The sequence below is a fragment of the Nitrospira sp. Nam80 genome, assembly GCF_965152575.1.
Genome location: NZ_OZ224216.1, coordinates 2,335,637 through 2,347,460, shown reverse-complemented (window position 1 = coordinate 2,347,460; position 11,824 = coordinate 2,335,637). Strand labels below are relative to the sequence as shown.

At 58.2% G+C, this 11,824-nt stretch carries 10 protein-coding genes; all 10 read left to right on the top strand.

Annotated elements, in window-relative coordinates; genetic code table 11:
* The first annotated feature begins 1 nt into the window (after nt 1).
* The 10 genes from ACWGXE_RS10995 to wecB all read left to right on the top strand — a co-directional run bounded on the left by ACWGXE_RS10995 (nt 2) and on the right by wecB (nt 11,799).
* Nucleotides 2-1,042: a Gfo/Idh/MocA family protein gene (locus ACWGXE_RS10995; protein ID WP_447603673.1), complete on the top strand. Its 1,041-nt coding sequence runs from the start codon at nt 2-4 to the stop codon at nt 1,040-1,042.
* A gap of 13 nt (nt 1,043-1,055) precedes the next feature.
* The gene (locus tag ACWGXE_RS10990) at nt 1,056-1,811 is read left to right on the top strand and encodes an acylneuraminate cytidylyltransferase family protein (RefSeq protein ID WP_447603672.1); all 756 of its coding nucleotides are present in this window, start codon (nt 1,056-1,058) and stop codon (nt 1,809-1,811) included.
* Between the two features lie 106 nt (nt 1,812-1,917).
* Nucleotides 1,918-2,790, top strand: a complete 873-nt coding sequence (locus ACWGXE_RS10985; RefSeq protein ID WP_447603671.1) for an N-acetylneuraminate synthase family protein — start codon at nt 1,918-1,920, stop codon at nt 2,788-2,790.
* Nucleotides 2,791-2,831: 41 nt separating this feature from the next.
* The gene (locus ACWGXE_RS10980; protein WP_447603670.1) at nt 2,832-4,925 is read left to right on the top strand and encodes a hypothetical protein; all 2,094 of its coding nucleotides are present in this window, start codon (nt 2,832-2,834) and stop codon (nt 4,923-4,925) included.
* Between the two features lie 26 nt (nt 4,926-4,951).
* Nucleotides 4,952-5,812, top strand: a complete 861-nt coding sequence (locus ACWGXE_RS10975) for an SDR family oxidoreductase (RefSeq protein WP_447603707.1) — start codon at nt 4,952-4,954, stop codon at nt 5,810-5,812.
* Nucleotides 5,806-6,873, top strand: a complete 1,068-nt coding sequence (locus ACWGXE_RS10970) for an SIS domain-containing protein (RefSeq protein ID WP_447603668.1) — start codon at nt 5,806-5,808, stop codon at nt 6,871-6,873. Before ACWGXE_RS10975 ends, ACWGXE_RS10970 begins: the two co-directional genes overlap by 7 nt.
* A gap of 134 nt (nt 6,874-7,007) precedes the next feature.
* Nucleotides 7,008-8,246 (top strand): glycosyltransferase family 2 protein, encoded by a 1,239-nt coding sequence (locus ACWGXE_RS10965; protein ID WP_447603667.1) that lies wholly within the window; start codon nt 7,008-7,010, stop codon nt 8,244-8,246.
* Nucleotides 8,243-9,280: an NAD-dependent epimerase/dehydratase family protein gene (locus ACWGXE_RS10960; protein WP_447603666.1), complete on the top strand. Its 1,038-nt coding sequence runs from the start codon at nt 8,243-8,245 to the stop codon at nt 9,278-9,280. The genes ACWGXE_RS10965 and ACWGXE_RS10960 overlap by 4 nt, the downstream gene beginning before the upstream one ends.
* A gap of 22 nt (nt 9,281-9,302) precedes the next feature.
* Complete coding sequence (locus tag ACWGXE_RS10955; protein WP_447603665.1) at nt 9,303-10,655, top strand: NAD(P)/FAD-dependent oxidoreductase; 1,353 nt, start codon at nt 9,303-9,305, stop codon at nt 10,653-10,655.
* Nucleotides 10,656-10,668: 13 nt separating this feature from the next.
* The gene (gene wecB, locus ACWGXE_RS10950; RefSeq protein ID WP_447603663.1) at nt 10,669-11,799 is read left to right on the top strand and encodes a non-hydrolyzing UDP-N-acetylglucosamine 2-epimerase; all 1,131 of its coding nucleotides are present in this window, start codon (nt 10,669-10,671) and stop codon (nt 11,797-11,799) included.
* Nucleotides 11,800-11,824: the final 25 nt, after the last annotated feature.

Here is an 11,824-nt window from a genome sequence, read left to right as displayed (position 1 = left end):
CATGAAATGTCTCTTTGCCGGACTTGGTTCGATCGGACAGCGTCATGTGCGTAATTTGCGCCACCTGCTGGGCGAAACCGTGGAGATCACGGCGTATCGCACGGTGAACAAGAGCCCGCTGCTGAACCCCGATATGACGGTGAGACGCCATGCAACCGTGGAAGCGGCCTACAATATTCGATCCTTCAGCCGATTGGACGATGCGCTCGCCGCGAAACCTGACGCGGTATTCATCACAAATCCGAACAGTCTCCATCTTTCCGTCGCCTTGGAAGCGGCGAAAGCCGGATGCCATTTATTCATTGAAAAGCCGTTATCGGATTCCCTGGACGGCGTCAAGGAACTGATCGAGATCACGGACCGGCAGCGGCTCGTCACTTTCGTGGCGTACCAGTTTCGATTCAATCGGGGTCTGCGTCGGATCAAATCTTTGCTGGAAGAACGCCGGCTCGGCAGGATCGTCGCCGCCCACGTCGTGAATGGCGAATATCTTCCCGATTGGCATCCCTATGAAGATTATCGTCTCAGTCATGCGGCGCGGAGGGAGCTGGGAGGAGGGTCCTTGCGGATCCAAACGCATGAGCTCGATTATGCGCTGTGGCTGTTCGGAATGCCGCGATCCGTCTATGCCGTTGGGGGACACCTGAGCGAGTTGGAAATCGATGTGGAGGATTCGGTCAGCATACTCTTGTCATGCGAAGACCACGGAAAGCGGTTTCCGGTTCACATCCACCTGGATTATCTGCAGCGTCCGGCGCAGCGCATGTGCGAAGTGGTCGGCGATGCCGGCAAAGTCCGGTACGACTTCTATGCGAATACGATCGAATTCTTCGATCTTCACGCCCGCACACGTGAGGTGATGGAGTTCTGCGGATTTGATCGAAACGACATGTTTGTAGAGGAGTTGCGACATTTCCTGGCTGCCGTGCACGGGGATACTCCTCCTCTCGTAGACTTGCACGAGGCAGTCCGGAGCTTGCGGATCTCTTTGGCCGCCGATGAGTCGCTCCACAAAGGAACAGTGGTGCAGTGCGATGACTGATGCAAACGGAGACATGTCGACGCGGATCCTTGCGTTGATTCCGGCCCGCGGAGGGTCGAAAGGCGTCCCCCGCAAGAACATCCTTCCGATAAACGGAAAACCGCTGATCGCCTATTCTATCGAACAGGCTCGGTCTTCCAGTTTGATCAACAGAGTCGTCGTTTCGACCGACGATCATGAGATCGCCGCGATTGCCCGTGAGTGGGGGGCTGAGGTCCCCTTCATACGGCCCGACTGGTGTGCTCAGGACGCCTCCCCGGATATCGACGTGTTTCGCCATGCGTTGGGGTGGATGCATGACCACGAAGGATATCGACCGGAAGTTATCGTGCATCTCCGGCCTCCCGGGCCGGTCCGACGGGTAAAGCATATCGATGAAGCCATTGAACTTTTATTATCCCACCCGGAAGCTGATGCCGTGCGCTCTATCAGCATGGCCCGCCAGACGCCCTATAAAATGTGGCTCGTCACCCCCGACAATTATTTGAAGCCGCTGATGGAAATTCAAGGCATCCCGGATTGCCAGTCGGCGCCGCGCCAAAGGCTGCCTCTTGTCTATTGGCAGAATGGTTATGTGGATGTCGTGAGGCCACGGGCCATTCTGGAAAAATCAAGCATGTGGGGAACCTGCGCGCTGCCGTACTTCATCGACGAGCAATTGTACGAAGTCGATTACCCGGAAGACATCGCTCTGGTCGAAGACGCCCTGAAACGCCTTGAGCAAAAGACGCTCCCGGACCATACGCGCCTCTCTCGCCATCCCGTCTGAGTCCTGACCTCGACACTAAAGGACAGTCCCGGCCTCCTTGGGAAGCAGTGTCCCTCGGAGCCGCATCCGGTACCACCACAGTTGCCTCGTACAAAGGAGGGCTACGATGAGTCATGCAGTTCACATCGGCAAGTACACGATAGGGGAGGGGTATCCCTGTTTCATCGTCGCGGAGATCGGGATCAATCACAACGGGAACGTCGAGATCGCAAAGAAATTGATCGATACGGCCGCCTTGGGCGGCTGCGACGCCGTCAAGTTCCAGAAGAGAACCGTGGAAGTGGTCTACACTCCTGAGGAACTCGCCAAGCCCAGAGAGAATCCTTTCGGCCCGACCAACGGCGACCTCAAACGCGGGTTGGAATTCGGGAACGATCAATATGCGGAGATTAACCGGTATTGTGCGGCGAAGGGCATTCTCTGGTACACCTCCTGCTGGGATGAGGCGTCGGTCGATTTCATGGAGCACTTCAATCCGCCCTGCTACAAGATTGCCAGCGCATCGCTGACCGACGATGCGTTGCTACGGCACCACCGCCGCTATGGCAGGCCCATCATCCTGTCCACCGGCATGAGCACCTTGCAACAAGTTGATCACGCGGTTGATGTGCTGGGAACCACGGACCTGATCCTGCTGCATTGCACGAGCACGTATCCGTCCTCCGTGGAGGAACTGAACCTGCGCGGCATCCAAACCCTCCGCGAGCGGTACGATGTCCCGATCGGCTATTCGGGTCATGAGGTCGGACTGGCCACATCGGTGGCGGCGGCCGCGATGGGCGCCTGCATGATCGAGCGGCACATCACGCTGGATCGGGCCATGTGGGGAAGCGATCAAGCGGCGTCCATTGAGCCGCAAGGGATCTGGCGGCTGGTCAAGGACGTCCGGGCGATCGAACGCGCCATGGGAGACGGAAAAAAATGTCTCTATCCCAGCGAGATTCCCGTGATGAATAAGCTGCGCCGGGTAGGATTGTGAGACTGCTGCATTCGTTCAGTCGACGTGGAACTGGCTGCCAGATGTGGATCACTCCACCCGTGTTATTCCTTCTCTGCGCCTTGAGCTACGGCTCGCTAATTCCGTGGTTGGGATTCTACTGGGATGATTGGCCCGCCATGTGGGTGTTGCATTCGCTCGGGGGCGAGGGAATTCGGGACTACATGTCCACCGACCGCCCTTTCCTGGGGTGGCTCTACTCGGTCACGTATCCCCTGATCGGTGAATCTCCACCTGCGTGGCATGCCTTCGCCTTGATCGCGCGCTGGCTAATTGCCGTCGCTGCATGGTGGACTTTGCAGGGACTTTGGCCGGAAAACCGACAGGAGGCGGCCATGGTTGCCTGTCTGTTCGCCGTGTATCCCGGCTTTACGCTCCAACCGATTGCCTGGACCCTCAGCCATGTATTCGTGATTTTTGCGCTCTTCATGTTCTCACTCGGAGCCATGGTGTGGGCGCAACGCAGCGAGCGCCTGTTCTGGCCGTTGACCTTGTCCGGGCTTCTAAGCTCGGCCGTCACGCTGCTGATCTCTGAATATTTCGTCGGCCTCGAGCTTTTACGTCCTGTCTTGTTGTGGATCGTGTTCAACGGGATGTCGTCCGGCGGCCTCCATCGGCTCACTCGAACCATACGAGCGTGGACTCCCTATCTCACAGTCCTCGTGGGATATCTGTGCTGGCGTGTCTTCTTGTTCCATCCCAGCGGAGTCAACGACCAGTGGCGGGTGCTGAATGTCATCACCGCCGATCCGATGGACTTTCTGTTGCATCGGCTCTACGTGGTGATGACTGATCTGGTCGAGGCCGGCGTGATCGCGTGGGCTCACACGGCGTCGATCGACGTGTTCACATTCGCCAGCGTTCGCTGGATCGCATTGACCCTTGTTGTAGCTACGGCTGGAGCCGCCATCGTCTACCCCTATCTAAGGCGGTTGGGCTGCGCAGACCAGGCAGCGACTTCCGAAGTTCAAGATTATTCAGAAAGCTGGAGCAGGCAAGCGATCGCCTTCGGGTTGTTCGCGATGCTGGCCGGAGGGTTGCCGTTCTGGTTGGGCAACCGTGATCTCAAGCTGGCTAGCTTGTCCGATCGCTATAGCCTGCAGCTCATGCTGGGCAGCGCCGTGCTCTTGGTCGGGGTAACGCGTACGATCACGAGAAGACCGCTTCAGCAGGTTGCAATCGTCAGCATTCTCGTAGGGCTGTCCATCGGTCTGCATGTCCGCAATACCGTGCAGTTCCATCAGGACTGGACCAATCAGCAATCGCTATTTTGGCAACTCAGTTGGAGGGCGCCGGGCCTCAAGCCCGGCACTGCGGTCCTGGTAGACGAGTCGGTCGTATCCTTTCCAGCAGGCCACAGCTTCATCGGACCGGTCAACTTCATCTATGCACCGCATCACTCAGCCACCGATCTCGATTATGGCTTCTTCGCGCTCTCGACAATCTTAGGGGATGAGCTGCGTACTCTGGAAAGTGGAATACCGTGGCACTACTCATTCCGGACCCTGTCATTCGGCAGTTCTACCTCCAAGAGCTTGGTCTTCTGGTTTTCACCGCCGAGTTGTTTGCGTCTCCTCGATGTCTCAAGAGACGAATTGCCCCAGTTACCTCCATTGGCAAGGGCGGCGAGAAGCATCTCGCATATAGACCGGATTCTCCCAAATCCCTCGACTACAGCCACTCTTCCACGAGCAATCTTCGGTCCGGAACCGGACCATTCCTGGTGTTATTACTTCCAAAAGGCTGACCTTGCCAGGCAACAGGAAGACTGGCTGGAAGTATCCCGCTTGGGCGACGAAGCCCGCCAGCGGGGATTGGCGCCTGGCGATTCAACGGAATGGCTTCCCGTCGTTGAAGGCTACCTTCAGGCAGGGCGACCTCAAGATGCCAAAGACCTGATGGCCTGGATGATCGATGATATCCTTGCCGTGCAGCCAGTATCGACGCCGAATGACATGATTCGTATGCAGAGAAGACCGTCACAGCAAGTCGTGCCTATTGCATCGACGGAGTTGTGCCGATTACTTTCGGTCCTGACGAGCAGCGACAGCAGGGGGGCGAGCCCAATGCGATCGCTCTCCGCACGCCAAACCCAAGCGACCTGTATAGCGCCATGAACCGCTCGGATCTCCAGCAAGAAGCAATGTCGCCCCCGAACGAGTCCCAGCCGTCAGGCGTGCGTGCGCGGTTCGATATCTGCGGACGTGTGGCCGTGATCACCGGCGGGGCGGGGTTTCTTGGCGCGCGCCACGCAGAGGCTATCGCCGAAGCCGGAGGACTGCCCGTCCTGGTTGACATCGACGGCGATCAGGCTTGTGCCGTGGCGCAGCATGTCGCGGACCGCTATGGCGTCAAGGCGCTGGGGCTCTCGGTCGATATCACGCAAAGTGACGCGGTAGCGGCATTGGCTGAGCAAGTTGTCAAGAACTTCGGTGGCATCGATATTCTTGTCAACAATGCGGCCCGCAATCCCAAGCAGGAAGACCTCCAAGCTGCTTCTGGGGTCGGCTCTCGGCTTGAGAATTTCTCCTTGGCCGATTGGCAGCTCGACATCGCCGTCGGCCTGACCGGCGCCCTATTGTGTAGCCAGCACATAGGCTGTGAAATGGCTCGCCGGGGGCAGGGCGTGATTCTAAATATCGCTTCGGATCTCGGCGTGATCGCGCCGGACCAACGCATCTATCGCCGGCCGGGTGTCCCGGACGATCAACAGCCCGTCAAACCGGTGAGTTACTCCGTCGTAAAACATGGATTGATCGGCCTGACCCGATACCTTGCCACATATTGGGCTGAGCGAGGAGTCCGGGTGAACGCCCTGTCACCTGGTGGGGTGTTCACGGGACAGGACGAGGCATTTGTCACCCGATTGACGAATCTGATTCCGATGGGACGAATGGCGACAGCGGACGAGTACAAGGCAGCCGTCGTGTTCCTTGTGTCGGATGCTTCCTCATACATGACGGGAGCGAACATCATTATGGATGGAGGACGGACCATATGGTGAAGAGAATTCGAGTGCTGGCTCTGGATATCGACGGTGTCCTCACCGACGGGACGGCGGCATTATCCGATCTCGGCGACGAGGACAAACGGTTCAGTTTTCAAGACCTCGACGCGGTTACACAGGCCCGACATTCGGGATTGTCGGTCGCCTTGGTCACGGCCGAAGACACGTCCTCCGTTGATCGGATCAGCCGACGATTCAATTGCGACACGGTCAAGAGGGGAGCGAAAGACAAACTGATTGCGCTTGAGGCCTTAGCCAGGGAACTTGAGGTAACCCTCGACGAGTTTTGCTACGTGGGGGACGGCGACCGCGATGCTCCGGCGCTGCGACGGGTCGGGCTTGGTTTAGCGCCTCAGAATGCGACCCGCTTGGCGAAAGCGGCGGCGCACCGAATCCTGGCGAGAGCCGGGGGAAATGGCGCGGTAGCGGAGGCGTGCGCTTTCATAAGCCAATACCATGCTTTTGAACAGAATTCCGGGGTGTTGGAAAAGGACATGTATTGCATCGTGAAACAGAGCCTGGAGGCACACCAACGCCTGTTGGAGCTGTCCCTGCCGACTCTCGTGCAGGTCATGCAAGCCTGCGTGGGGACCATTCGCACCGGCAACAAGATCCTAATCTTCGGCAACGGAGGAAGCGCAGCGGATGCCCAACACATAGCCGGTGAACTGGTCGGCCGATTCTTACGGGAAAGCGACCCGTGGCCGGTGATCGCACTCACGACGGATACGTCTATCCTTACCGCCGTCGGCAATGACTGGGAATTCGCGGAGGTATTCGCCCGCCAGGTACGCGCGCTGACCAAACCAGGTGATCTGGTTGTGGGCATCAGTACCAGCGGCCGCTCCCCGAACGTTATCCGGGGATTGCAAGCAGGCCGCGCACGGGGGGCCATGACGATCGGATTTACCGGTGCCGGCGGCATTGGGATGCAGGAGCATGCCGACATCTGTTTCCGGGCGCCGGCTGATACGACGCCCAGGATTCAAGAGTTGCACCTGCTTGCCTGGCATACCGTGTGTGAACTCGCCGAGCGCGAACTCCTTCAGACCGCATAAACCGCCGGCCGGTCCCTCTTCACGATCGCATCGTACCTTAGGCCACTCTGGGTCAACGAACGCCACTCGGGCACAGACGAGGTATGCGATGCCGGGCGGATTCACAGCCGGCAACAGCAGAGAGGAGGACAGTCATGACCATGGGGAGCACGACGGGGCCGTCCGAAGGGCCGCCGCACATGGCCTCGAATGAAACGTTCCTCGAGGAACGACTGGTTGAAGACCGTCCGTTGGTGTCCGTGGTCATGCCCGCGTTCAATGAGGCCGCCATGTTGGGGGCCACATTAACGGCGGTCTGCCGGTATATGGATTCGCTTCATGACCGCTACCGGTGGGAAGTGATCGTCGTGAACGATGGAAGCGCAGATAGAACGGGCGAATTGGCCGAAACGTTTGCCTCGTCGCGGAGCGGCGTGCGAGTCGTCCACCATCCACAGAATCGCGGGCTGGGCCAGGCACTCAGGTCGGGTTTCAACAACAGTCGCGGACATTACGTCGTTGTGTTGGACTCCGACCTGAGCTACGCGCCGCACCATATCGGTCTGCTCTTGGATCAAATCCGGCTCACGCAGGCGAAGGTCGTCGGAGCATCCCCCTATGCCAAAGGCGGAAGAGTGACCTATGTCCCCTGGCTGCGGCGAGTCATGAGCGCCTGGGCGAACCGGTTTCTCTCGAGCGTCGCCCGCTGTAGCCTGTCCACCTTGACCGGAATGGTACGGGTGTACGACGGCCGATTCATCCGTGCCCTTAGTCTGCGCTCCATCGGCATGGAGGTCAGCCCGGAGATCATTTACAAGAGCCTGCTGCTTCGCGCGCCGATCGAGGAGATTCCCGCCCATTTGGACTGGAAGCTTCAACGGACGGTGGACGGCGGGCGAAGCTCGAGCATGAAGGTCCTGCCGCACATCCTCTCGACGGTCTTTACAGGCTTCATCTTCAGCCCCTTTGTGTTCTTCATGCTGCCGGGCCTCTTGCTGTTGACCTTGGCCGTCTACACGAATGCGTGGATGTTGATTCATTTCTATGATCACTATCAGGCCCTGACACAGTACGGTTGGGGTTTTACCAAGGCCTCGATCGCTGTCGGACAAGCCTATCAGGCCTTCCCTCACACATTTATCGTCGGAGGACTCTCCTCCATGCTGGCCATCCAGCTTATCAGCCTCGGTGTACTATCGCTGCAGAGCAAGCAATATTTTGAAGAGATGTTTCATCTGGGTACCTCCATGTACCAACACATGAGCGAGCGAGCTGCGAGGGCCGACCAGGGCCCCGGCGCAAACGAACACATGGAACTGGAACGCGGCATGAAACAGAGTGAGCCGGGGGGGGATCTCGTCGGATCACGACAAGACAAGGGGAGGTGCCAATGAGTGCATCATGCTTGCGCGTAATTGTCACGGGGGTGGCGGGGTTTTTGGGATCGCACCTCCTCGATAGGCTCATGGCGGGCGGTCATCAAGTCATCGGGATCGACAATCTCTCCATGGGGACGATGGACAACATGCTGGGGCAGTTGGACAATGCCTCATTCCGTTTTCTCCGACGGGATGTCACCGAGGCGTCCACATTCGGCGAAATCGGAGAGGATGTCGACTGTATTGTTCATCTCGCCGCGTTTAAGATTCCGAGATATGGCAATGCGCTCGAAACACTCAGGATCAACGCAAAAGGGTGCGAGAATGTCCTCGAGTTCGCCAGACGGGCTCGCTGCAAGTGTGTCCTGGCCTCTACCTCCGATGTCTATGGACGGAATCCGAAACTCCCGTTCTCCGAGGATGACGACTCAGTCATCGGCTCCTCCAAGGTGGCGCGGTGGAGTTATGCCGTTTCCAAGCTTTTTGATGAACACATGGCGTTTGCCTATCAGGATACCTATGGGATCCCGGTTACTGTCCTCCGGTTTTTCGGTGCATACGGTCCACGGCAACATCTGAGTTGGTGGGGTGGGCCGCAAGCGGTCTTCATCGACGCTATCCTGAACGATCAGGAGATCCCGATTCACGGCGACGGGCTTCAAACGCGCAGTTTTACCTTTGTGACCGATACCGTCGCAGGCATTTACGCCGCGATCATCGAACCGGGGGCCAACGGCGAGATTTTGAATATCGGCAGCACCCATGAAGTGACTATTCTCGAGCTCGCCAGGACCATCAAGCGCCTCTCGAACGTACCCGGCCAATTAAAAATCAAGTTCGTCCCTTACGAAAGTTTCACGGCCGGCAAGTATGAGGATGTGCGTCGGCGGGTGCCGGATGTGTCGAGATCGCAGCGGATTCTGGGCGTCACCGCTCAGGTGGGGCTTGAACAAGGACTGACGCAGACGATCGAATGGCAAAGCTCGGTTGCACGCGCTTCGATCGCCGGCGCCGATGCGGCGACGCTAGATGTCCTGACAAAACCTTAAACCGCTGGGAGTCACGACAAGGATGCAGACGCGAATCGGCATCATCGGCGGCGGAATCATGGGGCTCGCCCTCGCGCACCGTCTGTCGGCCAAAAGGCTGCAGGTCACGGTTTTCGAGAGGGATCAACAACTCGGTGGCCTCTCGACTTATCATAATTACGGTGCGTTTCATTGGGATCGCTTCTACCATGTCATCTTGCCTTCTGATACGCATTTGATTCGGTTCCTCGAAGAGATCGGACTGAAAGATCAACTCCGCTGGAACCCGACGCGGACCGGATTGTATGTGGATCGCCGGTTCTACTCCTTGAGCAATACGATGGAGCTTCTGCGTTTTCCTCTCGTGGGACTGGCCGGAAAGGTGCGGCTGGCGCTGGCGGTTCTACGCTGTCTGCGGATCCGCGATTGGAAAGCACTGGAGGGCATCACGGTCGAAGCCTGGCTCACGAAACTATGCGGGCGAAGGACGTATGAGGTGTTTTGGAAACCGTTGCTGTTGGCCAAGCTCGGGGAGCACTACAAGCGGGTATCGGCCGTCTTCATCTGGACCTACATTACCCGACTGTTCTCGGCCCGTGATACGGCGGCGCAACGCGAACATCTCGGCCATGTGTCAGGAGGCTACCAAACGGTCATCGGCCGGCTGGAACAATTGATCCGTTCGCACGGCGGAGAAATACGCCAGGTGGCCGCCGTGAACGCGATACGCCCGCGCCCGGAGGGAGGTCTCTGGATCGACTGTGACGGTCGGCGTGAATCGTTTGACAAAGTCGTTTGCACGAGCCCGGTCGATGTGCTGCAACGTTTGGCAGGCGACGACCTCTTGCGGGTGGCGGCGTCAGGGACGAAGGTCGAATATTTGGGGGTTGTGTGCCTCGTCCTGATCACCCGCCGGCCTATTACTCCTTACTATGTCTTGAATATCGCCGATTCGCGCGTCGCCTTTACCGGTGTGATCGGCATGAGCACCGTCGTTTCACCCGAAGAGACAGCCGGTCTGTACATCACCTATTTTCCGAAATATGTCTTGTCGGATGACCCGATATTAAGAGAGACGGAAGACGTGCTCCGAAAACGGTTTCTCCAGGGCGTGACCCTGATGTATCCGGATCTCGCCGAGCAGGATATTGTCGGCGCCCACATCAATCGGGCCGTGAGAGTGCAGCCTTTGCAAGTGGTGAATTATTCGATGATCGTGCCGCAAGTCACTACGCAGCATGATGACTTTTACGTCCTCAACACCTCGCAGTTTGTGAACGCCACGCTGAATAACAACGAGGTCATTCGTGCCGTCGACAATTTCCTGGCGAAGTACGGCGCCGGCCTCGAACGATCCCGGGAAGTGATCCCGCCGCTTGCCGTTTCGATGGGTTAGGGCTCAGTACGCCATGAAAATCGTCAGTATTGTCGGCGCGCGGCCTCAATTCATCAAGCTGGCCCCCCTGTCCCGGGTGTTCCGAAGCCGCCAAGAGCGCGGTGCACGCCTCGATCATCTTATCGTGCATACAGGGCAGCATTATGATCCGGATATGTCCGCGGTGTTTTTCAAGGACCTTGGAATTCCTGAAGCCGCCTATCATCTTGGGATCGGATCGGGAACCCACGGGTCTCAGACCGGCCGCATGCTGGAAAGCATCGAGCGGGTGCTGATGGAGATCGGCCCGGACATCGTCGTCGTCTACGGAGATACGAATTCGACGATCGCCGGGAGTTTGGCAGCGGCGAAATTGCACATTCCGGTGGCGCATGTGGAGGCCGGCGTCAGAAGCTTCAACCGCCGCATGCCGGAAGAAATCAACCGGGTCGCGACGGACCATCTTGCCGACATTCTGCTGGCGCCGACTCCCACGGCGATGGACAATCTCAGAAGAGAAGGGCTGGAAAAGCAGGCCGTCTGGACTGGAGATCTCATGTTCGACGCCTTGCTGACATGGCGTGCCGCCGCCGTACGGGAATCTCAGGTGCTTTCACGGTTGGATTTGTCACCGCGCGCATACGGAGTGGTTACAGTGCATCGGGCGGAGAACACGGACGATCAGGTGAAACTGCGAGCAATCCTGACCGCCTTGGAGGAAATTGCAGATCACTGGGGCTTCCCACTAATCTTTCCCATTCACCCCAGGACGGCCAAAGTCATTGGAAACATGTCCAAGTCGGCAAGGCAATCGAACGGTCTGCGTTATATCGAGCCGGTGGGATATCTCGACATGCTGCAGCTCGTACAGTCCGCGCGAATGGTGCTGACCGACTCAGGCGGACTACAGAAAGAGGCGCTGTTTCTCGACTGTCCCTGCGTCACGCTGCGTGAGGAAACCGAGTGGGTGGAAAGCGTGGCGGGAGGAGCGAATATCATTGCCGGCACGGAAGCCACGCGGGTCAAGGAGGCGGTGGCGACGTGGCAACAGCGGTTGTCGGCGAGAACGTACCGCGCCGATGAGCAGACGCTTGCCGCGTTCGGCGGAGGCCGGTCGGCCGAGCAGATCTGTGATGCGCTCTGGATGTACTCCGGCAAGAGATAGGGGAACAGAGGGGCCAATCGGGAGG

Excerpts from the sequence above, each read along its gene's own strand:
- ACWGXE_RS10965 (WP_447603667.1), top strand. The coding sequence starts at position 7,008 with ATGACCATGGGGAGCACGACGGGGCCGTCCGAAGGGCCGCCGCACATG.
- ACWGXE_RS10995 (WP_447603673.1), top strand. The coding sequence starts at position 2 with ATGAAATGTCTCTTTGCCGGACTTGGTTCGATCGGACAGCGTCATGTG.
- ACWGXE_RS10975 (WP_447603707.1), top strand. The coding sequence starts at position 4,952 with ATGTCGCCCCCGAACGAGTCCCAGCCGTCAGGCGTGCGTGCGCGGTTC.
- ACWGXE_RS10960 (WP_447603666.1), top strand. The coding sequence starts at position 8,243 with ATGAGTGCATCATGCTTGCGCGTAATTGTCACGGGGGTGGCGGGGTTT.
- ACWGXE_RS10990 (WP_447603672.1), top strand. The coding sequence starts at position 1,056 with ATGTCGACGCGGATCCTTGCGTTGATTCCGGCCCGCGGAGGGTCGAAA.
- wecB (WP_447603663.1), top strand. The coding sequence starts at position 10,669 with ATGAAAATCGTCAGTATTGTCGGCGCGCGGCCTCAATTCATCAAGCTG.
- ACWGXE_RS10970 (WP_447603668.1), top strand. The coding sequence starts at position 5,806 with ATGGTGAAGAGAATTCGAGTGCTGGCTCTGGATATCGACGGTGTCCTC.
- ACWGXE_RS10985 (WP_447603671.1), top strand. The coding sequence starts at position 1,918 with ATGAGTCATGCAGTTCACATCGGCAAGTACACGATAGGGGAGGGGTAT.
- ACWGXE_RS10980 (WP_447603670.1), top strand. The coding sequence starts at position 2,832 with ATGTGGATCACTCCACCCGTGTTATTCCTTCTCTGCGCCTTGAGCTAC.
- ACWGXE_RS10955 (WP_447603665.1), top strand. The coding sequence starts at position 9,303 with ATGCAGACGCGAATCGGCATCATCGGCGGCGGAATCATGGGGCTCGCC.